The sequence below is a fragment of the Flavobacterium psychrophilum genome (assembly GCA_001708385.1).
GTDB classification, from domain to species: Bacteria; Bacteroidota; Bacteroidia; order Flavobacteriales; family Flavobacteriaceae; genus Flavobacterium; species Flavobacterium psychrophilum_A.
Genome location: CP012388.1, coordinates 1203133 through 1227014, shown reverse-complemented (window position 1 = coordinate 1227014; position 23882 = coordinate 1203133). Strand labels below are relative to the sequence as shown.

General features: G+C 39.4%; 24 protein-coding genes, 1 pseudogene and 1 other annotated feature. Of the genes and pseudogenes, 10 read left to right on the top strand and 15 right to left on the bottom strand.

Annotation, left to right across the window (positions count from 1 at the left end):
• Positions 1-7: 7 nt before the first annotated feature.
• Positions 8-205 (bottom strand): hypothetical protein, encoded by a 198-nt coding sequence (locus ALW18_05295; GenBank protein ID AOE51987.1) that lies wholly within the window; start codon positions 203-205, stop codon positions 8-10.
• A 320-nt stretch (positions 206-525) separates the two neighbouring features.
• Between ALW18_05295 and ALW18_05290 the strand changes: the two genes are divergently transcribed.
• Positions 526-1065: a hypothetical protein gene (locus ALW18_05290; GenBank protein ID AOE51986.1), complete on the top strand. Its 540-nt coding sequence runs from the start codon at positions 526-528 to the stop codon at positions 1063-1065.
• Between the two features lie 137 nt (positions 1066-1202).
• Here the strand turns inward: ALW18_05290 and ALW18_05285 are convergent, their stop codons facing one another.
• The 6 genes from ALW18_05285 to ALW18_05260 form a co-directional block, all read right to left on the bottom strand.
• The gene (locus tag ALW18_05285) at positions 1203-1613 is read right to left on the bottom strand and encodes a hypothetical protein (protein AOE51985.1); all 411 of its coding nucleotides are present in this window, start codon (positions 1611-1613) and stop codon (positions 1203-1205) included.
• Between the two features lie 25 nt (positions 1614-1638).
• Positions 1639-2148: a hypothetical protein gene (locus ALW18_05280; GenBank protein ID AOE51984.1), complete on the bottom strand. Its 510-nt coding sequence runs from the start codon at positions 2146-2148 to the stop codon at positions 1639-1641.
• A gap of 2 nt (positions 2149-2150) precedes the next feature.
• On the bottom strand, positions 2151-2411 hold the full coding sequence (locus ALW18_05275; GenBank protein AOE51983.1) for a hypothetical protein: 261 nt from the start codon (positions 2409-2411) through the stop codon (positions 2151-2153).
• A 66-nt stretch (positions 2412-2477) separates the two neighbouring features.
• A complete protein-coding gene (locus tag ALW18_05270; GenBank protein AOE51982.1) occupies positions 2478-3275 on the bottom strand; it encodes an ABC transporter ATP-binding protein in 798 nt (265 codons plus the stop codon).
• Between the two features lie 3 nt (positions 3276-3278).
• Positions 3279-4310 carry an iron ABC transporter gene (locus ALW18_05265; GenBank protein ID AOE51981.1) on the bottom strand — a complete coding sequence of 344 codons (1032 nt, stop codon included), beginning with the start codon at positions 4308-4310 and terminating at the stop codon, positions 3279-3281.
• A 7-nt stretch (positions 4311-4317) separates the two neighbouring features.
• The gene (locus tag ALW18_05260) at positions 4318-5454 is read right to left on the bottom strand and encodes an ABC transporter substrate-binding protein (protein ID AOE51980.1); all 1137 of its coding nucleotides are present in this window, start codon (positions 5452-5454) and stop codon (positions 4318-4320) included.
• 54 nt (positions 5455-5508) lie between these two features.
• Positions 5509-5714 (top strand) — a binding site (cobalamin riboswitch).
• 29 nt (positions 5715-5743) lie between these two features.
• On the opposite strand from ALW18_05260, the gene ALW18_05255 reads away from it, so the two are divergent.
• Together ALW18_05255 and ALW18_05250 are read left to right on the top strand one after the other, a co-directional pair.
• The gene (locus ALW18_05255; GenBank protein AOE51979.1) at positions 5744-7576 is read left to right on the top strand and encodes a TonB-dependent receptor; all 1833 of its coding nucleotides are present in this window, start codon (positions 5744-5746) and stop codon (positions 7574-7576) included.
• Between the two features lie 3 nt (positions 7577-7579).
• Positions 7580-8620: a hypothetical protein gene (locus ALW18_05250; GenBank protein AOE51978.1), complete on the top strand. Its 1041-nt coding sequence runs from the start codon at positions 7580-7582 to the stop codon at positions 8618-8620.
• A 162-nt stretch (positions 8621-8782) separates the two neighbouring features.
• Here the strand turns inward: ALW18_05250 and ALW18_05245 are convergent, their stop codons facing one another.
• Positions 8783-10258, bottom strand: coding sequence for a peptidase S41 (locus ALW18_05245; GenBank protein ID AOE51977.1), 1476 nt, complete (start codon positions 10256-10258; stop codon positions 8783-8785).
• A gap of 115 nt (positions 10259-10373) precedes the next feature.
• On the opposite strand from ALW18_05245, the gene ALW18_05240 reads away from it, so the two are divergent.
• The 5 genes from ALW18_05240 to ALW18_05220 are packed head-to-tail and all read left to right on the top strand — an operon-like array spanning position 10374 to position 12969.
• Complete coding sequence (locus ALW18_05240; GenBank protein AOE51976.1) at positions 10374-10889, top strand: RNA polymerase subunit sigma-70; 516 nt, start codon at positions 10374-10376, stop codon at positions 10887-10889.
• Complete coding sequence (locus ALW18_05235; protein AOE51975.1) at positions 10870-11325, top strand: hypothetical protein; 456 nt, start codon at positions 10870-10872, stop codon at positions 11323-11325. Before ALW18_05240 ends, ALW18_05235 begins: the two co-directional genes overlap by 20 nt.
• A gap of 7 nt (positions 11326-11332) precedes the next feature.
• The gene (locus ALW18_05230) at positions 11333-11854 is read left to right on the top strand and encodes a hypothetical protein (GenBank protein AOE51974.1); all 522 of its coding nucleotides are present in this window, start codon (positions 11333-11335) and stop codon (positions 11852-11854) included.
• Between the two features lie 45 nt (positions 11855-11899).
• Entirely contained in the window at positions 11900-12427 is a 528-nt protein-coding gene (locus tag ALW18_05225; protein ID AOE51973.1) for a hypothetical protein, read from the top strand.
• Positions 12428-12432: 5 nt separating this feature from the next.
• On the top strand, positions 12433-12969 hold the full coding sequence (locus tag ALW18_05220; GenBank protein AOE51972.1) for a hypothetical protein: 537 nt from the start codon (positions 12433-12435) through the stop codon (positions 12967-12969).
• 70 nt (positions 12970-13039) lie between these two features.
• Here ALW18_05220 and ALW18_05215 read toward each other — a convergent pair whose 3' ends face one another.
• The 6 genes and pseudogenes from ALW18_05215 to ALW18_05190 all read right to left on the bottom strand — a co-directional run bounded on the left by ALW18_05215 (position 13040) and on the right by ALW18_05190 (position 18074).
• Complete coding sequence (locus ALW18_05215) at positions 13040-13738, bottom strand: hypothetical protein (protein AOE51971.1); 699 nt, start codon at positions 13736-13738, stop codon at positions 13040-13042.
• A gap of 212 nt (positions 13739-13950) precedes the next feature.
• Positions 13951-14286 (bottom strand): annotated as a pseudogene (locus tag ALW18_05210) (hypothetical protein).
• A gap of 42 nt (positions 14287-14328) precedes the next feature.
• On the bottom strand, positions 14329-14775 hold the full coding sequence (locus ALW18_05205; GenBank protein ID AOE51970.1) for a beta-carotene hydroxylase: 447 nt from the start codon (positions 14773-14775) through the stop codon (positions 14329-14331).
• A 12-nt stretch (positions 14776-14787) separates the two neighbouring features.
• Positions 14788-15627, bottom strand: coding sequence for a phytoene synthase (locus ALW18_05200; protein AOE51969.1), 840 nt, complete (start codon positions 15625-15627; stop codon positions 14788-14790).
• 5 nt (positions 15628-15632) lie between these two features.
• Positions 15633-17120 carry a phytoene dehydrogenase gene (locus tag ALW18_05195; GenBank protein ID AOE51968.1) on the bottom strand — a complete coding sequence of 496 codons (1488 nt, stop codon included), beginning with the start codon at positions 17118-17120 and terminating at the stop codon, positions 15633-15635.
• A 51-nt stretch (positions 17121-17171) separates the two neighbouring features.
• Positions 17172-18074, bottom strand: a complete 903-nt coding sequence (locus ALW18_05190) for a MerR family transcriptional regulator (GenBank protein AOE51967.1) — start codon at positions 18072-18074, stop codon at positions 17172-17174.
• Between the two features lie 421 nt (positions 18075-18495).
• Here ALW18_05190 and ALW18_05185 point away from each other — a divergent pair, with 421 nt between their 5' ends.
• A complete protein-coding gene (locus tag ALW18_05185; protein AOE51966.1) occupies positions 18496-20295 on the top strand; it encodes a GTP-binding protein TypA in 1800 nt (599 codons plus the stop codon).
• A gap of 330 nt (positions 20296-20625) precedes the next feature.
• Complete coding sequence (locus tag ALW18_05180; protein AOE51965.1) at positions 20626-21240, top strand: hypothetical protein; 615 nt, start codon at positions 20626-20628, stop codon at positions 21238-21240.
• 32 nt (positions 21241-21272) lie between these two features.
• On the opposite strand, the gene ALW18_05175 is transcribed toward ALW18_05180, so the two are convergent.
• Positions 21273-23786 carry a hypothetical protein gene (locus ALW18_05175; GenBank protein AOE51964.1) on the bottom strand — a complete coding sequence of 838 codons (2514 nt, stop codon included), beginning with the start codon at positions 23784-23786 and terminating at the stop codon, positions 21273-21275.
• Positions 23787-23882: the final 96 nt, after the last annotated feature.

Here is a 23882-nt window from a genome sequence, read left to right as displayed (position 1 = left end):
TTGGTTGTTAATATTCACGTTTTTTTTCTGCTGTTTTACCTTCCTGAATCTTCTGAGGTGTTTTGGTAGCAGTAGTTTTTTTAGCCGCACCTTTTTCGGCCTCAGCCATAGTTTTCTTTAAGTTAGAATCTTTTGGCTCAACGTTATCGCCTATTGTAGCCTTACTTGATACTTTTGGTGCCGGTGTTTGGTTTGATGATGCCATGATAATTTGTTTTTAAAAGGTTATATTACAAAGTTCGGCAGTATAGTAAGGGGAGCGTACGCTAATTAACGTTACTTTTTAGCTAAAACGTTATAAAAACCTTTAACAGTCAGCGCAATAGGCAGTGGTTATGCGGGTTTTTAAATAAGGTGTAAGTATCACGCAGTTAAAGTTTAACAAAGAATTCACGGAGCATTTTATGTTCAGCGTAGTAACTGTAATTAAATTAGTATCCGTTTAACAGGGGATTACGCGTAAAAGTTTTTTCAAAAACACTTTTAATGTGTAACTTTAAGCATTCACTAATTTAATTGCACATTATGGCTACAAACAAATGGGTACTGGATCTAGCACACTCAGAAGTACATTTTAAAATAAGGCACCTTGTAATTTCTAACATTACAGGATCGTTTAATATATTTTCGGGAACATTAGAAACAAAAGAGCATGACAGTTTTAACGATGCTTCTTTTGATATAAATATCGATGTTTACAGTATAGACACCAATAATATTGAGAGGGACGAGCATTTAAAATCGGATGATTTTTTTAGTGCCGACCTTTATCCGCAGATACATTTTAAATCGACTTCATTTGTTCAGGTAGAGGGAGACAAGCATCTCCTCACCGGAGATATCACCATCAAAGGCAAAACAAAAAGTATTGCACTTGATGTGTTATTTGGCGGAGAAGCTAAAGACGGATTTGGTATTGAGCGTGCCGGCTTTGAAATTACCGGAACCATAAACCGTAATGATTTTGATATTCATGCCTCTGACGTTACCGAAGCAGGCGGACTTGTATTAGGTGAAGATATTAAGCTGCATGCCAATGTGCAGTTTACAAATAAGATAGAGTAAATTAAAAGCCACGAATTATACCAATTTTTCACAACTTGAGGTAGTGAGATTCGTGTAATTCGTGGCTTTTATAACTTTTATTATTTAAGTTCCGGATTGCTTTGTTTCCCGCAATGACGAAACTGAGAATAGGTAATTTATTTTCCGGGATCAATGTTGCCCCTATGTTTCTTATTATCAGGATGTGACCCCTGATAGCGTTCTTCATCCGTATCCGAATTGAAATCGCGGTTTTCAACCGTTTCTTTGTCTTCGGCTTCACTTGCAGTGCCTCTGCTTTTATTTACTACTTTTCCATCATCACGTACTGTGTTATCGCTATCGCTTACAGAGGATGCTTTTTTCTCATCTACATCGCGTGCGCGTTGTACGGTTTCGGTATCGCCATCGGTATCTGTATCCTGTTCAGGTTTAAGTTTGCCTTTGCTTGGGTCGTAATTTTTAGGGAGGTTATCGCCGCTAAAACCTTCGTTTTTATTGCTTGGCTTTTCCTGATTATTCATTTTTTTATTTCCAAGATCTTTTGGATCGTCTGTTCCTGGTGCCATAGCTATATTTTTTTTAGTTGATGTTTTATTTGAAATTCGCTATAAAATTATAGTGAGATGCCACAATGCTATTTACCGTTCTTTCTAACGACGGCTTAAGGTCGGCATAGCCCTCTTTGAGTTCTCCCGACGAATTAAAATAGTCAGGCAGTTTGTATTTAACCAGCGTATCATCGTCAGTGTAAATATCATTCACTATAAACTGAAGCGTATACGATTGGTTACTAAAAGTAATCTTCATACTGTAATTAATAGTATACTCGAACATTTCGCCCCTGTTCCTGAAAAAGAAGGCATTTTTTTTAAAAGCGCTGATAGTTAAGCTACTATCTGTAACGTTGGTAACATCTGCACCTTTTAGCCTTCGGTTGTACTCTGTAGTCCAGGATTTAGAAAGTTCTATAAATTTTTCGGGCGGTATGCTTGGTATGGTAACTTCAACAGGATCAAAGCCGCGTGGCGTAAGTTCCAGTTTTGGCTGTGCATACACAGAAAGCCCGAATAAGATGAATAGTAAAGATAAAAGCTTTCGCATGGTTAGGCTTTTTTAAGCGCTTTTTCAAACTCGCTTTGTATCGTACCTGTAGAAAGTAAAAAAGGCTTATCGCTAATATTTACAGTAATAGTATCACCTTCTATGCTGTACGATCCTTCTATGCTTCCAAGAGGGGTGCTACCTTTAAAGTTACCCAGCTGGCTGTCTCCGCTAAGCGAACCTTTGTCGCCTACGGCGTTTTTAAGTTTCGATAAAAGCTGTTCTTTGTCCCCTGAATAATTAAGTGTAAACTTACTTGCCATGGTTATATTATTTTGTGTTGATACGTAAATTTAATCAATACAAAATATATTTCTGTTTAGCTTTTGTTAAAGCTGGCTGTTATTTACGGTAAATCCGCCCTTTTCAGCATCAAACCGAATGCTTTTATCGTTAAAAAGGCGATCGAAAGTTTTGTTGGCAATAAGGTTTTTAGGGGTGTCCTGTACTACATTTCCGGGCGTCATTACAACGATCTGGTCGCTTAGCTGCAGGGCAAGGTCAAGGTCATGGGTAGAGTAGAGTATGCATTTTCCTGTTTCTGCAGCAAGCTGTTGTAGCAGCCTGATAAGGTTTACTTTGTGAAGCAGGTCTAAATGTGTAGTAGGTTCGTCTAACACAATTAACGGAGTATCTTGTGCCAGTGCACGGGCAATAAGTACTTTTTGCAATTGGCCGTCGCTTATCTCGAAATGCTTTTTATGGCGAAGGTGCTCAATCTGTGTGAGTGCAATTGCCTCATTAACTTTATTGAGGTCTTCGGGGCTTAGAGATCCAAGCCAGTTGGTGTAGGGCTGCCTGCCGAGCGCTACAAGCTCAAAAACGGTAAGGTTACTTGGTGGAAGGCTTTCGGTAAGTACTACGGCAAGGTTTTGCGCCAGTTCTTTCGGACTATAGGCTGTTATGTTTTTATTGTTGAGCAATACCTCTCCGGCTAATGGCTTTTGTATCCCTGTAAGTGTTCGTAACAATGTAGATTTTCCTATACCATTTGCACCGATAAGGGCAACAAGGTTGCTTTCGGCGAATGCCACATGGATAGTATTGGCAATGACAGTATTTTCTTTTTTCTGCTGATAGCCAATACTTATGTTTTGTGCCGATAGTATGATATTACCTTTTTCCATAGCCTAATACATTATTTTCTGTTTACGCATTAGCAGCCATATAACTATTGGCGCACCGATAATAGATGTTATAGCATTGATAGGCAGTACAAATTCCCTGCCCGGCATTTGTGTACAGGTATCGCAAATCAAAACTATAATAGCACCCAGTAGTATTGTAGCTGCGTATAAAACGAGGTGGCTGCTGGTTTTAAAAATAAGTTTGGCTATGTGTGGCACTACCAGGCCTATAAAAGTTATAGGGCCTGTAAAAGCTGTAATTGTTCCTGTAAGCAGGCTGGTAGCCAGTATAATTATTAGCCTTGTCCTGTTAAAGTTAATACCCATGCTTTTGGCATAACGTTCACCCAACAATAAAGCATCAAGTGGTTTTATGCAGAAGGCCGCCATACAAAGCCCGATTACGCACGTAACAGCCAGTATAATGATATGCTGCCACGGCAGGTTACCCAGGCTTCCTAAAGCCCAAAACGTAAATTTTTGTAATTGTTCGGCACTGCTAAAATAAGTCAGCACGTTCACTATAGCTCCTGTAAAGCCGGTAAACATTAGCCCGATTATAAGTATAGCCATTGTATCCCGTAATCGTTGCGAAACAACAAGTATAGCAAGCAGTACAATACAACTTCCTATAGTTGATGCCATTACTATGCCATACGGCGAAAGGAAAAAGCCTGCCAGTATACCCGGCAATAGACCTGCGCCGAGTAGTACAAAGGCAACACCAAGGCTTGCGCCTGAGCTTAGTCCTAAAACATCGGGGCCCGCCAGCGGGTTACGGAAGAGTGTTTGCATAAGCAGACCACTCACCGAAAGTGCCATGCCAACCAATACAGCGGTAATGGCTTTTGGAAGCCGGTAATTTACTATGATGTATTGCCAGGTGGTTTTACCTGCTTCGCCACCGGTAAGGCTTTTTACTACATCCTGAAACGGAATACGGATTGAGCCTAAACTAACATTTACCAGAAACAGCAATAGCAGGGCAATGCCCAATAGGGTAAACAATGCTATATTCCGTTTTTTGTTGTGCAAAGCGGTGTTATTTTAGTTTTTCGAAAAAGTGCAGCTGGTAACCCGGCATTAATTCGGGGTGCAAGATAGCGATTAGGTCTTTAAGCACCAGATCGGGACGGGTCGGGGCAAGCTCGAAATACAAAAGTCCGCCTGTTGCGCCCTTTTTACTGCTGTACGAATATACATTTTTAGTTTTGAATGCCTTAAACTGTGCATAATGCGGATTAGCATCTGTCATTTCTTTGTAAGTGGTAAACTGACCAGGGCCTACCCATACGTCGGCATCCTGAGCCTTGTCTAATACTGTTTCAAAAGACAATGTAAGGCTTCCTGTACCTTCGGTATCAGCCCACAGGTAATTGGATTTTGCATCTTTTAAAAAGAGTGCAGCCCAGCTTCCGCCCTGTGGCAAATACCACTGATCCTGAAACATAGCCCCACCCAAAACAGTAGGTTTTGTAGTTGCTTTTTGTGCAAGCCTAAGGGCATCGTTATACTGTTTTTCTATATCGGCAAACAGTTTGTCGGCTTTATCTTCCTGGTCGTATAATGCACCAAAGAATTTGATCCATTCGGCTTTGCCAAGAGGTGTTTGCTCTGTCCAGTCGCCGTTGTATAACACTTTAAGTCCGCTTTGTTCCAGTGTAGCCAGCGCTTTATTGGTACCGCTTATGCTAAAACCTACTACAGCATCGGGAGCAAGGTCAATAAGTACTTCGGTGTTAAGGGTTTCGTTGGCACCTGCTTCTTTTACTTTTCCGCTGTCAATGCGAGCCCTGGTTTTTTTGGAAGATATAAAATCAGTTCCAGGAAAACCTGTAAGTGTAGTTTCGGCGTTAAATAGTTCCAGTGACGGAATATGGGTTGTTGAGGTTACCACTACTGTTTTAAGCGGTACCTGAACGGTGATATATTGCCTAAGGCTATCAGGTACGGTAGTTCCTTTTTTATGCATAACATAGGTGAAACCCTGCTGTGCTTCCGGCCACGGATTAGTAACTTTTACCACAGTGTAACCGTCGTAACGGTAAATCTGCAGGCCATTGGCGTGTGTTATAGTATTGATAACCGCTACGTTTTTATCGGTAGTGCGTTTTGTGTCGTTTTTGCAGCCTGAAACTGATAATGCTACAAAAAATAGAAGGTAATATAGGTTTCTCATAAAAAATGTTCAACGGAATGCAAATGTATAAATTAAATATATCAACATTAGTACTATATTTGCAGCACTTAAGGTTGTGATGTTTTTTTACGCCATCACATTAAAAGGGAATCAGGTTTAACGCCTGGGCTGTTCCCGCAACTGTAAGCTTATCCTCTTAAAGGGGAGGCTGTTGTAAACTACAACCACTGTTCGTAAAGGGCGGGAAGGTAAACAACAGTACGCAAGCCAGGAGACCTGCCTTAGGAATAACTTATATCGGGCCTTCGGGAAAAAAGGCTTACGGATTATGACACTTAGAAAATTCATTTTACCGTTATTGCTTTTATTGTGCCAGCTTGCTGTGGCGCAAACAGATACTATTACCCTAAAAGAAGTTATAGTATCTGACACCCAGCTTCGCGATTACTCTGCATCACAATCGGTGTTAAAGCTTAATGATTCTATTATCAATAAAAATGCATCTTCGCTTACCTCTTTGCTAAATTATAATTCTGTTATCTATTTTAAAGAAAATGGTTTGGGTATGGTGTCTTCGCCCTCATTCAGGGGAACGACAGCACAGCAAACGGCAGTATTGTGGAACGGTATCAACATCAATTCACAGCTGCTAGGGCAAACCGACTTTAATACATTAACGACACGCGATTTTAGTTCCATAAGCGTAAAAGCCGGCGGTGGAAGTGTTATTTACGGAACCAGCGCTATTGGAGGAAGTATTCACCTTAATAATGATATTTCTTTCGGTGAAAAGTTCAATAATACCCTAAAGCTCAACTATGGCAGCTTTAATACTAAAGGGTTGCATTATAAGGCAGATGTTGCATCTGATGTGTTTACAGCATCGGTAAGCTTAACCCGTAATAGTTCTGATAATGACTATGAGTATAGTAACGGAAAAGGGGAAAATTTAAACGGGCAGTTTTATAATAACAGTATGAATGTGGCTGTTGGTTACAAGCTCAACGACAATAATACCCTAAAGTTTTACAGTTACTTTTTTGATGGAGAGAGGCATTTTTCGCTGATATTTCCATCAGAGGTAAAAACTAAATATCAGGACACCAATACCCGTAATATGTTGGAATGGGACGGTGCCTACGGCAAATTCACATCTAAGCTTAAAGCGGCCTACTTAAAAGAGCAATATAAATATTACGCCAATATAGATAACGAAAACCATACGTATGGAAGGGTAGAATCTATAATTGGTAAATACGATCTTGCCTTTAATGCAGGTAACGGATTTGTAGTAAACGCTGTCCTGGATTTTATGAATAATAAGGGTTTTGGTAGCGATATTGAAGGCAAAGACAGGCAAATTGGCGCGGCAAGCCTTCTGCTTAAGCATCAGGTGACAAATAAGCTTTCATATGAAGCAGGAGTTCGAAAAGAAATAACCTCTAATTATGAAAGTCCGGTTTTATTTTCGGCAGGTGCCAGATACAAACCTTTTTCATTTTACACTCTAAAGCTTAATGCCTCTAAAAATTTCAGGATACCTACGTTTAATGACCTTTACTGGGTAGGCAGTGGTAACACAGACCTAAAGCCTGAATCGTCATGGCAGGGAGAGATAGGTAACGAATTTGCGTATAAAGGCGCAACGCTTTCGATTACCGGCTATTACATAAAACTGAAAGACATGCTTCGATGGCTGCCATCAACGGGTGGTGTATGGAGGCCGGTAAATACAGACAGGGTTAAAACCTATGGGCTGGAAGCTTTACTAAATTATAAAAGAAGGTTTGGCGATCATGAGCTGGGAATTAATGGTACGTATGGCTATACGGTATCTGAAAATGAAGATTCGGGCATGCAGCTTATTTATGTACCGTACCATAAGGCTACAGCAGCATTATCTTACGGATATAAAAAAATTACGGCTTACTACCAGTTCTTATATAACGGAGAGGTATTTACCCGGTCTGACAACGATTCCCGATATAACATTGACAGCTACACTGTTGGTAATGCAGGCCTTGAATACAGTTTTGGTAAAAATGATGTTGCAAGCCTTGGCGTACAGGTGCTTAATGTCCTGAATAAAGAGTATGAAAGTGTGGACAGCAGGCCGCTGCCGGGAAGAAATTATAATGTGTATTTAACCCTAAATTTTTAATAAATGAAACTAACTAGACTATTTTTAGCTTTGGTTGCAGGATCGGTATTTTTCGTTTCTTGTAGCGACGACGACAATGATGGCAACAAATCTCAAGGTACTTATGACAATGGTACTTTTGTACTTAACGAAGGTAACGGTAACCCATCAAGTGCATCTGTAACATTCATCGGAGATAATGGTACTATTGTAGAAGATGTATTTACGCTTGAAAATCCTTCAGCTATAGGAACCGGTTCTTATCTTCAGAGTATGTTTATGGATGATAGCAGGATTTTTATCATTTCAGGACAGGCTAACAAGGTTACTATTGTAGACCGTTACTCTTTTAAAAGCATTGCTAATGTTGATACTAATTTTGACAATCCAAGATTTGGAGCTGTTGTTGGTAACAAAGCATACATTACTAACTATGCTGACTACAGCACAGGAGCAGACGATTTCTTTACTGTAATTAACCTTACAGACTATACTACTACAAAAGTAGCACTTAACAACTGGTCTGAAAAAGTTATTGAGGAGAACGGAAAACTATATATTGCTAACGGATACTATGGTGACGGTACTTCTGTTACTGTATTTAACCCTGCTAATAACACAGTGGAAAAAGTTATTGAGCTTGGTGATTCTCCAAATTCTTTCGAGGAAGAAGACGGTATACTTTACGTTCTTGGTTTTGAGAACATCTTTAAAATTAACCTTTCTAACAATACATTAGCAGGTACTATTGCATTACCAACCAACCTTGCCGGTTCTTCTCACCTTACGGTAGAAGATGACAAGATCTATTTTACAAACGATACAGCTGTTTACGTAATGGACAAAAATGCTACTACGGTTCCTACTGCGCCATTATTCTCTTATGAGTCAACTTCTCAGTGGGGTGCTATGTACGGATTTAACGTAAATGATGGTAAAATCTATATTGCTGATGGTGGCGATTTTGCTTCAAGCAGTAAAGCATACACTTATTCACTTGACGGAAAACTAATCTCTACTTATACTGTAGGTGTTGGCCCGAACGGTTTCTATTTTAACGACTAATTTATACTATGTTCTGATTTGTGTTAGTTAAAATATCTCCAGGGAGTGTATTACCTGGAGGTTTAATAAACCAGACCATAAATATTGTTATTAAATAAGGGTTTAGACTAAATTTATTTTTTAACAGAAAAGGCTCCCATTGGGAGCCTTTTGAATTTATAACTATTGCAGTTGCTTCATTAAGTTGAGCGAACCTTCGGGCATTTCTTCAAGGTACATATCGGTACCAAAGCGCCTCATGCTTTTAGTATTCTGGAATTTTATAAGTTGGTTATCGCGAAGGTTACTTTTGGCAACCCTGCCCGACGATACTCCCGTTATAGCTGAAATAGCTTTTGCAAACAATGGCTCCTGCGGATTTCCTAATTCGCCCATATTGTCCACTTTTTCTTCCTGTACCATACCCGGAGACGGATTGATACCTGCGCTGTATTCGCCAAAGCCGTCTTTATTAACTGTTCTTATAACAATAGGCTGCATGGCATAACGGTGGCTTCCGCTAATTTTATTTCTGCTGAAATCGGGAGAGTCATATAGTGTTACCGAACCTACGTTCTTACCAACAGTTTTCTCGCCGATAACAGTTACACCAATATAAGGTGTAAGGCAGTTGATAACAAGTTCGCTGGCAGAAGCAGTATCGCCTGTTGCAATAATATATACCCTGCTTAGGTTAAGGTGGTTTATAGCAGCACCGTTACTAAGGTTATCTGAAAACAGGTTTTGTAACGCCGCAGGGTTATTTGCCTGATAGTAGGCTTCAAGTTTACTGTTCCATTGTTGTTTTGCAAACAGCTGTCCTGTAAACTGACCTGTAATCATACTGGCAAGGTAAGTAGCTGTCCTTACAGATCCGCCGCCGTTATAACGAAGGTCAAGCACAAGCTCGTTCACACCTGCAGCTTTAAGTTCCGCGAAGGCGTTATTAAGGTCGGCATCATAATTTCCGTAGAAACCATTATACATAAGGTATCCTATTTTAGAACCTCCCTGTTCTACAACCCTTACGGTATGTACAGGGTTTTCTGCATATTCTGCTTTAGTAAGTTCTACAGTAACACCTGTAGGGGTAGGTACGCCGTCTACATAACTGGCAAGGCTTAAGGTATAGTTTGCTTGTGCCAGTAACTGCTGATAGTTAGAAACAGTAAGCTGGGTGCCGTTTACAGCATAAAAAAGATCGCCCCTTTTTACATTTTTAGCAGCAGCATCGGTATTAGGCAGTACATATCTAACATAACCCAATACATTTACACGGGCATCATCCGCATAAGCAAGTCCGTAGTCTATACCATTACTGGTAGCCACGCCCTGCAATACATTTTCAAGCACCCTGAAATCGGGGAACATTACACTAAAGCGGTCGGCATTCGTGCCATCGGGAAATTTACGGTACAACAGGCTTTCAAAAAGGCTTTCGGGGCTGCCGTACGATTCTAAAAAGTTATTTAGCTGTTCCTGGTTAGCAAAACGGTCGTCTGCAAGATTAGGTACATTTTCCTGCCACAGGTAGTAAAGATTGAGCCCTTTCCATATAAAATCGTTTACAGGAACAGCGTGATCATCCATGTCCTCACATCCCTGAAAAGCAAAAGCGGCCAGTACAAGGCTCGCTAACAGTAATTTAATCTTTTTCATCCGGCAGTTTTGTTTAGTATAAGAACGTAAATTTAATTATTTTTAATATTGCTTGTAACAAAAATAGTTACTATTCGTCTTCCTTTTATAACCAATAACAAACCAAAGACCGATTATGAATCAGTCAGACTTCATAAAAGTCATCTCTCCTTTTAAAGACCGGGTATTCCGGTTGGCAAAACGGCTGCTTGTAAGTACCGAAGAAGCGGAGGATGCAACACAGGAAGTTCTGGTAAAGCTGTGGAACAACAAGGGTAAGCTAGAGGCTTATTCCAGCGTAGAAGCACTGGCTATGACCATGACAAAAAATTACTGCCTGGACCAGTTAAAGTCTAAGCGTGCCAGCGAAATGCGCATTGTGCACAGCAACTATACCGACAGGCAGGCAGGACTACAGCAGCAGGCAGAAGACCGCGACAGCTGGAGCTGGGTTGAAAAAATTATGGAGACACTGCCCGAACAGCAAAAACTGATCATGCAGATGAGGGATGTTGAAGAATACGAATTTGAAGAGATTGCCAAGATAATGGACATGAACGAGACCGCCGTAAGAGTGGCGCTCTCAAGAGCAAGGAAAACATTGAGGGAACAACTCACAAAAACACACAGCTATGGAATTACAAACAATTGAAAAATTACTGAATAAATATTTTGACGGAGAAACAACTATTGCCGAAGAAAAGGATTTAAAGCTTTACTTCTCTTCACCCAATGTGGCGCCGCAGCTGGAGCAATATAAACCTCTGTTCGGGTATTTTTCTAACGAAGGAAAACAACAATTTGATAAACCTTTGCCATTAAAAGCCAAAAAGCGCAACGGAGCGTGGCTATCGGTAGCGGCAAGTGTTGTGCTCCTTGGCGGAATGCTTACTTTTTATAACACACAGCAGCAACCTTCGCAGGAAGAGCTGGGCACTTTTAACGATCCCGAAACGGCTTTTAAAGAAACCCAGAAAGCGCTTAATATGCTGTCTAAAAATGTAAATGTGGGCATGAGCAGTGTTAATTATGTTACAGGAGAGTACGAAAAATCTAAAACGACAATTTTTAAAGAAACTAAAAAATAAAGAAATCATGAAAAAATTTATAATCACATCGGTACTGGCAGTATTGCCTTTTGTTAGCTTTGCACAAACAACGGCTTTCAATAAATTTGAAGATGTAGAAGGCATTCAGGCTGTATCCATCAACAAAGAAATGTTTGATATGTTCAGAAGTATGGATTCATCGGCTAAAGATGAAAAAACAAAAACCTATATGGATCTTGCAGGACAGGTAGATAACGTTAAGATATTTACCACTTCTGAAAAGAAATTTAAAAAACAGATTAAAGAAGCTGTAGCCGGATATCTTAAGCAAAATACATTACAGGAGCTTATGAGTGTAAGCACAGAAGGCAACAAGGTTAAAATATACGTTAGGCAGGGCAGCAGCGATTCGATCATAAAAGAAGGGCTTGTGTTTGTTGAAAATGACGACAGAAAAGAAGATGCCGTGCTAATATCTTTTACCGGTAATGTAAACCTTAACGACCTTAAAGACATAAAAGATTTTAAAGGACTTAAGGGAAGCAAAGGCGATAAGGGCTCAAAATAATTATATAACAATCCCCCACAAAAACAAAAGTAATACACTACAACAATGAGAAAGTTTATAATCACATTACTATTAGCCGTTTTACCAACTTTAATTTTTGCACAAACCAACTCGGCTTTCGATAAGTTTGAAAAAGAAGGTGTAGATGCGGTAGTAGTGAATAAGAAGATGTTTGAGCTTATGGGTAATGTAAAAATGGACCCAAAAGACAAATCGGCACAGCAATACCTAAATCTTATCAAGAAACTGGATAACCTTAAAGTGTTTAGCACCTCGAGCGGTAAAGTGGTTTCTGATATGAAGAATACGGTAGATGGTTACCTTAAAAAGTATCCGCTGGAAGAACTGATGCGTATTAATGAAGGAGGAAGGGCGATAAAGATATATGTAAAATCGGGTGCAACATCGTCTCAGGTTAAAGAGTTACTAATGTTTGTAGAAGGCAATGGTGCAAAAGACAGTACAGTGTTAATGTCGCTTACGGGTAATTTTGACCTTAGCGAGATATCTTTCCTTACCGATTACATGAAACTGCCCGGTGGTGCAGCCCTTAAAAAAGCTTCTAAAAAATAAAGACTATGAAACGCAATTTGTATATACTGGCGATATTGATGCTAACCCTGGTATCGTGTGAGCAAAAACCATCACTGCAGAAGTATTTTGTAGAAAAAGGTGAAGCTAAAAACTTTGTAACGCTCGATCTCGGCACTAACTTTATTAAAGCGGATAAAATGAAATTGTCGGCTGAAGAAACCAAAGCGCTTGAGTCTATGAAAAAGCTAAATGTGCTTGTTTTTCAGAGTAATGATGCAAACGGAGCCGAATTTGATAAAGAAAAAGCTAACGTAAAAGAACTGCTAAAAACAGATAACTACGAAGAGCTTATGAAAGTGAATACCAGCGAAGGCGGAATGTCTGTCAGCACAAAAGGCGAAGGCGAGCATATAGAAGAGTTTGTAGTTTTCTTAAACCGTAAAGAAACCGGTTTTGGAGTGATAAGGGTTTTGGGAGAAGACATGACTCCGCAAAATGTACTTACAATGGTAGGGCTTCTTCAAAAATCAAACCTGGATACAGGACAGCTTAAACCGCTGATGAGCCTGATGCAGAAATAAATAACAGAGTTAGATAAAATAAAAAATCCCCATCAGGTAACTGACGGGGATTTGCGTTTTATATGCTTTTTTACTCCTGTACAGGCGTAAGTATTTTTCTTCCATCTTCTAAGCGGGACGTTTCAAAGTAGTACTTTTTGCTTTTCCCATCTGTATTGGTTACAAATTCATTGCATATGCCATCAGTCCTGTAAAAGTTAGAGGTTACAATACCTGTGCCTACTACCTTTTCCAATATAAAATATTCTTCCTCTTCCTGTATTACCGGCCATCCGTTAGCGCATGACAAACCATTGCCTTTGGTGGTGATAGATTGTAAAAGCCCCGACTGGATAGCTTTGTATTTGGCAGCATTCTTTGTGTCTCCGGTTTCAGAATACGCATTAAATAAAGCAGTCTGCGCGGGTAGACTGGTATAATTAATGCTTAGCATTTGCCTTGCTGTTTTAATGATCTCGGCATTATTACGTTTTTCGATCTGCTCATTAAGCAGTTTCTTAAGACGGTTATATTCCTGCGATTTCTCGTTGGCTACTTTAAATTGCTCGCTATACACATAGCTGAACCTGAATTCCTGATAATCGATACCTGTATTTCCTTCTTCAAGAGCATTTACATATTTACTGTACAAATCGTTAAACGCAGGAACAGCAATTTTTACAGCCGCTGTTTGCTGAGGTTGAGGTTTGGCTTTTTTAGCTTTAGTTTGCGCAAAAGAAGCTGTTGAAGCAAGTAATAGGGCAAAAAGAGTAGTTTTTACGTGTTTCATTTGTAGTGTTTATTTTATTAACCGTTGAGAATAGCGGCTCATTGGTTACAGTAGGGTTGAAACACAAATATATACAATTATGTAGTCGTATATTTAATTAAGACTTTTTAATACTCTTCATTTTCCTCGATATAAACGTCATCTTCTTGATTTTCTTCTTCCGTATCATTATCAATGTAATTATCGGTTATGCAGTCACCGCTAGAACCGATTATTCTAACAGTATATTCGGCACCCTTATCACTTGTAAATATGGCTTCGCCATTAGAAATATTAATTGGTGTGAAATGTGAACTGTCTAGCCAGCCACCGTTGGGCCAATGAATTATAGTGAGGTCATTGTTTTCAATTTCAACTTCTAAAGTATATGTAGAATTAGTCCCTGTTTCAGAATAATAGTAAGAAACTTCGGCGCAATAGGTTCCATCGTTATACATTCCTTCTTTGCCAATTTCATCATTATAATTTGATGACGATTCTTGCGATGAGTTGCCATTTTTACAACTTATGATGGTTGAAAATAACAGGGATATGTAAATATATTTCATCGTAAATGATTTATTACGAAGATAATATAAAATTATAGGTTATTAGCTTTTCTTCCAGTACTTCCACGGAAACAAAAGCATTCCAAAACATTCGCCATGTTCTTTGTTGATATGCTTGTGGTGCATTTTGTGGGCGCGGCGCACTGCTTTTCCGTAACGGCTGTTGGCATTGCGGAAAATTTTAAAACGCTGATGGATAAAGATATCGTGTACAAGAAAATAGGTAAGGCCGTACGCAAATATTCCAAGGCCAATGGCAAGGCCAATTTCAAGGATGTCGTTTTGCCATAAAAGGAAAAAGCCAATGCTTACAAGGGCGTAGAATATAAAAAACGTGTCGTTACGCTCAAACCATGAGTCATGGTCTTTGCGGTGATGATCTGCATGCAGGCTCCACAAAAAGCCGTGCATGACATACTTATGGGTAAACCAGGCCATGAATTCCATTATAAAAAAGGTAAGTACAAAAACCAGTATATGCAGCCACATAGCTATAAATTTTTAAATGATGTTTAAACGGTAATCAAGGTAGCATTTCGCCAGGAGTCCAAACTTTTCATAATCAGGTACGCGGATACGTGTAGCCCTGATCTGCATCGGAGGGGTGTTCTTGAGCTTCTTGAGTAGTTTCTTATAATACACATAAGCGGTGTATACACCAAATTTGGCTTCTGCCGGAAGGCGTACAATACCTTTATATCCTTCTGCGAGGTCGGCTTCTATCTCAGCGATAATATGGGCTTTGGTAGCATCATCCATATCGGTAAGGTTCAGCAGCGGAAAGTAATTGCGCTCAAGGTCTTCTGTATCGGCCTTTAAGTCGCGCAAAAAGTTAACCTTCTGAAAGGCAGAGCCTAATCGCATAGCAAAGGGCTTAAGCTCTTCGTAACGCGCGTCGTCTTTATTTACAAATACCTTTAGGCACATAAGGCCAACTACATCGGCACTACCGTAAATGTATTCGTTATATTCTTCAAAAGTGCTGTAATCTTTCTTAATAAGATCCTGTTTCATGCTTTTCATAAAAGCATTGATCAGGTCGTTGCCAATAGCGTAACGATTGGCAGTATGCTGAAAAGAATTCAGTACGGGGTTGAGGCTAATACCATCGCGTAGGGCATTGGTAAGGTCGCCTTCGAACAGGTTAAAAAGCTGTTCTTTATCGTAGTCGTGAAAAGAATCCACAATCTCATCGGCAAACCTAACAAAGCCGTAAATATTGTAAATGTCCTGCCTTATAGATGGGGCAAGCATCCTTACGGCAGAGGAGAACGACGTGCTGTAAGCCCGGGTTACATTCCGGCTGCACTCAAATGATATTTTATCGAAAATAGCTTTCATAAGGTTTACTTTACGGTTAAGGGCATTGCTTTGGGGTTGTGTTTATCTATCAGTCCGGCAACGAGTTTTCCTGATATAAGGGCAGGGGGAACACCTGGGCCGGGTACTGTAAGCTGGCCCGTAAAATAAAGGTTCTTTACCTTAGGGCTTTTTAGCTTGGGTCTTAAAAAGGCAGTCTGAAACAGGGTATTAGCCAGTCCGTAGGCGTTGCCTTTGTATGAATTATAATCCTTTACAAAATCATTAAGGCAAAAGGATTCCTTAAATATAATATTTTTTCTAACATCCTGCTGCGTCAGCTTTTCCAAACGTGTTATTATCTTATCGAAGTAGGTATCACGTAGTTGCGGCGTGTCCTCTATACCCGGTGCCAGCGGAATAAGGAAAATTCCGGCTTCCTTGCCTTCAGGAGCTGCATCTGCATCGGTTTTAGATGGGAAACTCGCATAAAACAAAGGTTCTTCAGGCCATTTAGGGTTGTCGTAAATATCCTTCGCATGGACATCAAAATCAGTATCAAAAAATAGTGTATGATGCTCTGTATTAGCGATTTTCTTATCGAAACCTACATAGAATAATAATGATGATGGCGCAAACGTACGTTTGTCCCAGTACTTCTCGCTATACTTGCGGTACTCAGGATCAAGTAATGTTTCGGTATGATGGTAGTCAGCGCCGCTTACAATGATATCAGCCTCAATAGTTTGGCCATTCACTACCATTGATTTTGCTGTGCCGTTTTCTATATTTATTTTAGATACATTGGCATCGGTAACTATTTTAACACCCAGTTCTTTAGCCAGTTTTTCCATAGCGAGAACTACACTATACATACCGTTTTTAGGATGCCATGTGCCGAGACCAAAGTCGGCGAAGTTCATAAAACTATAGAAAGATGGTGTGTCTGAAGGTTTTGCGCCCAAAAACAGCACAGGGAATTCCAGTATAGATACCAGTCTTTTGTTCTTAAAACGCCTGCGTATATCTTTAGAAATGTTGCCAAAAAACTGCCCTACTTTTGCCATTGTCTGAGTAGTAACCAGTTCAAAAACAGACTCTCCCGGTCGATATACCAGGTCTTTTATAGCGATATCGTAGTTGCTTTTTGCTTCGTCTATGAACTCTCTTAACTGAGCACCGCTGCCATTCTCGATAGATTCAAAGGTTTCTGCTATAACATCCAGATTATCAGCTATTGTAACAAAGTCAAGCGTATCAAAATAGACGCTATAAGCAGGCGAAAGCCGTGTAAGTTCGTAGTAATCAGATGGTTTTTTATTAAAATCGGCAAAGAATCGTTCAAAGACATCGGGCATCCAATACCAGGTCGGACCAATGTCAAAAGTAAAACCATCTTTTTTTAACTGGCGGGCACGCCCTCCGACGGTAGAATTTTTTTCGTATATTGTTACGTCGTATCCTTGTTGAGATAAGTAACAACTTGCTGATAATGAGGAAATTCCGCTACCTAATATATTAATTCTCTGTTTCATGTTTAACAAATATAGAAAATTGTTAAACAAAAACAACTAAACTTATGTTAATTAGAGTGTTTTAGAGAACGAAGGGAGACTCTCAAATATCGTAATCTTATCGTTTAATATGATTGGTTTAATATATTGTGCGGTCCTTCCAAATATATAAAGCTTGGTACTGTTGTCGTCCAGTAGATCTGTCGTAACATTACTTATATATTTGTTGATGTCTTCTATTGTGGGCTGCTGTGTTATGTAGGTGACGAATGTAATATCGTCGAAATAAGACTTAACGTCTTTTACGTAGTTAAGCGGCATGCTTTCGCCGATATAAATGGTCTTGTATCCATTAAGCAGTAATTCGTAATTTACAAAAAGCAATCCGATCTCGTGTATTTCATCTTCAGGGAGATAGAGTACAAAAACGCGATCTGTTTTAGTAGGAGGGAGGAGTTGCAGCTTTTCTACATTAGCCGAAATTTTCTGTTTAATAAGTGCGCTTATAAAGTGCTCATGCGCAGGTGATATGGTTCCTGTTTGCCATAGGTAGCCTATCTCTTCCAAAAGCGGCATAAAGAAATCGTAGAAGATGCTTCTGAATGATTTTTCCGCCAAAAGGCTGGTGTAGGTTGTAGCGAACAAAGCCAGGTCGAAATTCATCATGGCCAGCTTAAAGTTGCTTATAACGTGATTGGTGAGGCTTTTACTTGAGATGATCTCCTTTACCAATACGGGTATTTTCTCAGGAGCGAGTTTTGCAATGGTAGATATCTTATAGCCAAAAGTGTTTAACGTGGCTACGTTAAGTAGTTTCTGTAAACTTTGAATGTCATAATAACGTATGTTGCTGTCGGTACGCATAGGTGCCAGTATAGCATAGCGCTTTTCCCAGATGCGTATGGTATGTGCCTTAATACCGGAAAGGTTTTCAAGGTCTTTAATAGTAAACACGCTCTTTATTTTGTTTGACATTTTTTAAATAATCGTTAAACAAATGTAGTCATAATTTTAATTCAATGTTACGCTTTGTGTCTTGTAAAAGTGCATTTTGGCTAAAAATTAGCGTTTTCTATACTGTTGAATTTTAAGGTGTTGTAATTAATGTTGCACTTTGTGCTTTTTCGATTTTTTACAGTTTGATTTTTGAATAAAAGTGATATCCAAAAATTAAATTTTGTTAAAAATGCACATTAAATTTTTGTAACCGGTTTTAAGAAATTGGTCACTCTAAAAGCGCATTATACAGCGTGTATAAAGGGGTTGGGCTTTAATTTTGCAAATAATGGACGTAACAAGCTGAAAATCTGAAACGAATAAAAGCTAACTTGCTCATAACTAATGTTTTTTTTGTCAAAATAATGTGTACCTTTGCACCTTCAAAAAAAATATATTAATGGAGTCCATTAGAAACATTGCAATCATTGCCCACGTTGACCACGGTAAAACAACACTGGTTGACAAAATCATGTATCACTGCCAATTGTTCCGTGAAAACGAGAATACCGGCGACCTTATCCTGGACAACAACGACCTGGAGCGTGAAAGAGGTATTACAATTACATCTAAGAACGTTTCGGTACAGTACAAAGGAACCAAAATCAACATTATAGATACCCCAGGTCACGCCGATTTCGGTGGTGAGGTTGAGCGTGTGCTTAACATGGCTGATGGTGTACTTTTGTTAGTTGATGCCTTTGAAGGGCCAATGCCGCAAACACGTTTCGTGCTTCAAAAAGCTATCGACCTTGGCCTTAAGCCTTGTGTTGTTGTTAATAAGGTAGATAAAGAAAACTGTACTCCGGAAGAAGTACACGAAAAAGTATTCGACCTTATGTTTGAACTTGGTGCACAGGAGTGGCAGCTAGACTTCCCAACTGTATACGGTTCGGCTAAAAACAACTGGATGTCTACAGACTTTAGAAACCAGACTGAAAACATCGAGCCACTTCTTGACATGGTACTTGAACACGTACCTGCTCCAAAAGTATCTGAAGGTACGCCTCAGATGCTTATCACTTCACTTGACTTTTCGGCGTTTACAGGACGTATCGCTATCGGTCGTTTAGAGAGAGGTGTTTTAAAAGAAAACATGCCGATATCTCTTGTAAAAAGAGACGGTACAGTAATGAAATCAAGAATTAAGGAACTACATACTTTTGAAGGTCTTGGCCGTAAAAAAGTACTTGAAGTAGTTGCCGGAGATATTTGTGCGATTATTGGTGTAGAAGGTTTTGAAATTGGTGATACTATCGCTGATTTTGAAAACCCAGAAGCATTACAAACTATCGCTATCGATGAGCCAACAATGAGTATGTTGTTCACGATTAACGATTCACCTTTCTTTGGTAAAGAAGGTAAATTTGTAACGTCACGTCACATCAGGGAACGTTTAACAAAAGAGTTAGAGAAAAACTTAGCGATGAAGTTAGGTGAAACTGATTCTGCTGATAAATTCATGGTTTTCGGTCGTGGTGTACTTCACTTATCAGTTCTTATCGAGACAATGAGAAGAGAAGGTTACGAATTACAAATTGGTCAGCCACAGGTTATCATCAAAGAAATTGATGGTAAAAAATGTGAACCAATCGAGGAGTTAACTATCGACTTACCTGAAACACTTTCCGGCCGTGCTGTTGAATTTGTAACTATCCGTAAAGGTGAATTACTTTCAATGGAAGCAAAAGGAGAGCGTATGATCGTTAAATTTAACATCCCTTCACGTGGAATTATCGGTTTAAGAAACCAGTTGCTTACAGCTACTGCAGGAGAAGCGATCATGTCACACCGTTACATTGGTTACGAACCTTTCAAAGGTGAGATTCCAGGACGTAACAATGGTTCATTAATCTCTATGGAGAACGGAAAAGCTATTCCTTACTCTATCGATAAATTACAGGATCGTGGTAAATTCTTCGTTAATGCTAACGACGAGATTTATGAAGGCCAGGTTATTGGTGAAAATAGCCGTAGCGATGATATGGTTGTTAACGTAACGAAGATGAAAAAACAATCTAACGTACGTTCATCAGGAAATGACGAAAAAGCGAGAATTATCCCTCCGATCATCTTCTCTCTTGAAGAAGCATTAGAGTACATTCAGAAAGATGAGTACGTAGAAGTAACGCCTAAAAGCCTACGTGTACGTAAAATCTACCTGACTGAAACTGACAGGAAACGTTTTAAAATAGCATAATTACTATTAATAGTTGACAGTTGTCGGTTGATGGTTGTCAGAAAGTAATAAACTTTATATACACTAAGCCCACGCATTGCGTGGGCTTTTTTATTTTAGTGTAGTTTTGTAAAGTTCTCTGATTCTGTTTGGTTACAGTAAATGCGTTAAATTTTATCCGTAATAAAACGGGGTCAGGAAATGTTAACTTCAATTATTTAAAAATTTAACAAATAACTTTTTCCAGTGTTTACCTGGTTTCATGCTTAAAAATTATAATTATAGGTAATTACTTATGTTTTTCCGTGAACAACTTTGTGAAAAAGTTACTACTATTGTATAATTGATAATATGAAGCAACTGTATTTGATATTGATTTTCTTCTTGTGGGGATGCAGATCGCAATCACCTGTAAAGTCTTTATATGACGATGAATATGCAATTAAAGGCGCATATTATAAAGATAAGTACAACGATCTAGATAGATTTATCGGTGAATGGAAATACAGTAATGGTTCAACTTCATTAACAATTACACTGCAAAAAAAGATTGAACAACATTTTATAGATGAAGTATATGATTTTTATGAGGATATTCTTGTGGGCGAGTATATGTATATTGAAAATGGCAACATAAAAGTTAATACTTTGCCTCAACTGAATTTAAATCTGGAAGCGAATCAATATAATATTGTCGGTAATATTATTGCAGGGCCGAATTCGCCGTATTGCTTAAATTGTGGACCTAATGACAGGAAAGTCTTGGTGGGTTTTACTCAACCAAATCGTGAAATTCCAGGATATGATCCACAAATGATTTTTGAGAGAATAGATAATGGTGCAATCAAGCGACTAAAATTAAAATTCAGGACGATATCCGGCTACATAACGTATGATGATGCTGAACCAGAATTTACTGAATATAGCATACCATTTGGTGAATACATTTTAACCAAAGTAAATTAATACTACAGGCTCCGATAAGGAGCCTTTAACTTTTACCGTATCAAACTAAAATGCCCTTTTGCTATTCGCCCATTATCCAGTTCGAGAACAAACCAATAATCGTCTGCAGGCAGCTTTGCGCTTTCAAACATGCCATTCCATCCCAGCCCTTTTGGGTCTACATCGGCCAGCAATTTTCCGTAGCGGTTAAAAATATAGATTTTGCTTTTTGGATAGAATTTTGCATTTATACCGGCAATATTCCAGGTTTCATTCGTGTCGTCACCATTGGGAGTAAAGAACTTAGGAAAAGATAATACCGTAATTTCTTCAGAAGTAATTCCGCAGCCATTAGTATCATGCACATACACCGTATGTAATCCGGTTGAAACATATTCAAACACATTGCTTTCGGTAAACGGGCCGTTGGGTCTATCTATACTATAGGTGTATTTTGTGTCTACGCCCTGTGGTGCAGACGCTACAATAGTCACGACGTTATTTTCGCGAAGATCGTTTATTATAATATCCTCAATAATAGCTTTTCCAGAGGCGGTAACAACAAATTGCTTTTGTGTTTCGCATCCCAAAGCATTTGTTATTGTAACGGTATAAAGCCCCGCATCGAAAACCTGTATATTCACAGTCTCCTCGTTGCCCGGCGACCATTTATAGGTGAAATCAGCCGCATTATTCTCCATTGCATTTAGCCAGAGTCCGTCTTCGCTGTCTATGCACACTATTTTATTTTCAAAAGCTTCTTTTACAACCGGACTCGTTAGTGCCTGTATGGTGAAACTGGTAAGGTTATAGCATTCCGAATTCGCGCTGTTTTGCACACGCGCATAAATTGTCTGAGGATTGGAACTGTTTTCATACCCGGCTAAAGCCAACACGTTGGTATTGGCTAGCGCATCGCTCTCCGATGCAAAATAGGTAACCCTGTTAGTAACATTGCTTTGAGAACCAAGTATCACAGGAGTGTTTTCAGAAAGATTAAACTCGGTTATACCGTCGTTGTTTTCATCACACCCGGTAAGCCTGTTCGGTATGTTGGCAACAGGTACTTCTGCAATTATAATATCTGCAGCAGCAAAATAGGTGTCGCCCTGGGCAGTTATAGTGGCTCTAACGGTGTATTTTCCGGGTGATGGGTATTGATGTGTAATTTCTGTATTTGTGGAAGGTGGAGTGGTAGGAGAGCCATCGCCGAAATTCCATGTTATGCTGGTAAAAGTATCATCCGAATCCAGCTGAAATTCGGTTATATCTCCGAAGCATTTGTTGCGTGAAATGATTTCTGCAAAAAAATAGGAGGATATAAAATTCGGAAGCCCGAAAGATGATTTTCCGGGAGTAAGTGTAATGCCGCCGCTTGCAAAACCGCATGCAAAACCACTTTCTTCTGGGAAATTAATAATATCCAGTTTTGAAGAACTTGTAGCAGCCCTGTATATTTTTCCGTTAGGTGCCAACTGAAGCGTACCGGATCGTGATGTCGGCGCGATAAATAGGTCTGACGCCGGGATATTGCCGCTTAAAAGGTCATATTGATGTACACCGCCAAACTGATTAATGCCATTGCCGTAAGACACGTAAAGTTTTCTGCTTTTACGTGAAAATTCTACACCATAGGGTGATGTGTCCTGGCTAATGGGTAGCGAGTTAGAAACTACCCCGGTAGTACTGTTAAAATCATATAACCATACCGATCCGTGATTATTCTCCTCGCCTGTTACATTTCCCATTTGCTGATGGGCTATAACTATTTTTTTGCCGTTAGGCGATACTTTTAAGCAGCCTATTGCATTATTACGGTAACCCTGCAAGGTAACAAATGGCGGGGCAGTTGAAATTACCGGGGTCTCATTTACACCTTCGGGAGTTATTTCAAAGGCGTAGAATTTATCTATAAATTGGGTGATAACCCAGTAGCCGCTTCCATCGTTGTTCTTTACAGCGGTAAGTTTTTCAGAACATTTGTAACTCGCTTCTGTGGCATTATTTGGGTTATAGGTTATAAGATGCAAATTTTTGGTAATGACGTCGCCAATACTGCCATTATCTCCTGTCACTGAAATATCTACGATAGAGTAGTTTAGCCCGTCATTGTAGCCATTGTCTTCACCCGGTACGGTGCCACCCTCGGGATACGTGCCCGTAAACTGGTTAGGATAGACAGCTGCGTTATTATGATGCGGTTCGTCTATTGTGAAAATATAGTATTGATTGGGATTATTTCTATTTGGAACTATGATGGCAGACTGCGCACTCGACGGATCGCCCAACAGTCCTTTTCCGTTTTCATAATCAGCATTCGGCATTATGATGTGGTTTCTGTCCCATACATTCTGACCGTCGGTATAAAAAAGCAGGTTTCCGTAAGTGTCAGATATAGAGCTTGATCCTTCGTTGGTGGCGAGTTTGCTTCCCTGTAATAAAGTTACGCTTCCGTCGTCCTCAAAGTGCATACCTGCGTACACCCCAAAAATCCAGTTATTGGCTTCTTTCTGGGCGAATGCATATAGGGAAAAGAATAACAGTATGAAGCATAAGCCCTTTTTCATAGTAGTGGGGAATCAGCCTTTCAAAAATAAGTTTTTTTTATCGCTTAAGCGAGAAGTGTGCTTTAAATTCACGCATAGCTTCTGTAGTGCCATCAA

Bases quoted from the DNA above. Each gene is read 5' to 3' on its own strand.
- ALW18_05295 (AOE51987.1), bottom strand. From the start codon at position 205: ATGGCATCATCAAACCAAACACCGGCACCAAAAGTATCAAGTAAGGCT.
- ALW18_05290 (AOE51986.1), top strand. From the start codon at position 526: ATGGCTACAAACAAATGGGTACTGGATCTAGCACACTCAGAAGTACAT.
- ALW18_05285 (AOE51985.1), bottom strand. From the start codon at position 1,613: ATGGCACCAGGAACAGACGATCCAAAAGATCTTGGAAATAAAAAAATG.
- ALW18_05280 (AOE51984.1), bottom strand. From the start codon at position 2,148: ATGCGAAAGCTTTTATCTTTACTATTCATCTTATTCGGGCTTTCTGTG.
- ALW18_05275 (AOE51983.1), bottom strand. From the start codon at position 2,411: ATGGCAAGTAAGTTTACACTTAATTATTCAGGGGACAAAGAACAGCTT.
- ALW18_05270 (AOE51982.1), bottom strand. From the start codon at position 3,275: ATGGAAAAAGGTAATATCATACTATCGGCACAAAACATAAGTATTGGC.
- ALW18_05260 (AOE51980.1), bottom strand. From the start codon at position 5,454: ATGAGAAACCTATATTACCTTCTATTTTTTGTAGCATTATCAGTTTCA.
- ALW18_05255 (AOE51979.1), top strand. From the start codon at position 5,744: ATGACACTTAGAAAATTCATTTTACCGTTATTGCTTTTATTGTGCCAG.
- ALW18_05250 (AOE51978.1), top strand. From the start codon at position 7,580: ATGAAACTAACTAGACTATTTTTAGCTTTGGTTGCAGGATCGGTATTT.
- ALW18_05245 (AOE51977.1), bottom strand. From the start codon at position 10,258: ATGAAAAAGATTAAATTACTGTTAGCGAGCCTTGTACTGGCCGCTTTT.
- ALW18_05240 (AOE51976.1), top strand. From the start codon at position 10,374: ATGAATCAGTCAGACTTCATAAAAGTCATCTCTCCTTTTAAAGACCGG.
- ALW18_05235 (AOE51975.1), top strand. From the start codon at position 10,870: ATGGAATTACAAACAATTGAAAAATTACTGAATAAATATTTTGACGGA.
- ALW18_05230 (AOE51974.1), top strand. From the start codon at position 11,333: ATGAAAAAATTTATAATCACATCGGTACTGGCAGTATTGCCTTTTGTT.
- ALW18_05225 (AOE51973.1), top strand. From the start codon at position 11,900: ATGAGAAAGTTTATAATCACATTACTATTAGCCGTTTTACCAACTTTA.
- ALW18_05220 (AOE51972.1), top strand. From the start codon at position 12,433: ATGAAACGCAATTTGTATATACTGGCGATATTGATGCTAACCCTGGTA.
- ALW18_05215 (AOE51971.1), bottom strand. From the start codon at position 13,738: ATGAAACACGTAAAAACTACTCTTTTTGCCCTATTACTTGCTTCAACA.
- ALW18_05205 (AOE51970.1), bottom strand. From the start codon at position 14,775: ATGTGGCTGCATATACTGGTTTTTGTACTTACCTTTTTTATAATGGAA.
- ALW18_05200 (AOE51969.1), bottom strand. From the start codon at position 15,627: ATGAAAGCTATTTTCGATAAAATATCATTTGAGTGCAGCCGGAATGTA.
- ALW18_05195 (AOE51968.1), bottom strand. From the start codon at position 17,120: ATGAAACAGAGAATTAATATATTAGGTAGCGGAATTTCCTCATTATCA.
- ALW18_05190 (AOE51967.1), bottom strand. From the start codon at position 18,074: ATGTCAAACAAAATAAAGAGCGTGTTTACTATTAAAGACCTTGAAAAC.
- ALW18_05185 (AOE51966.1), top strand. From the start codon at position 18,496: ATGGAGTCCATTAGAAACATTGCAATCATTGCCCACGTTGACCACGGT.
- ALW18_05180 (AOE51965.1), top strand. From the start codon at position 20,626: ATGAAGCAACTGTATTTGATATTGATTTTCTTCTTGTGGGGATGCAGA.
- ALW18_05175 (AOE51964.1), bottom strand. From the start codon at position 23,786: ATGAAAAAGGGCTTATGCTTCATACTGTTATTCTTTTCCCTATATGCA.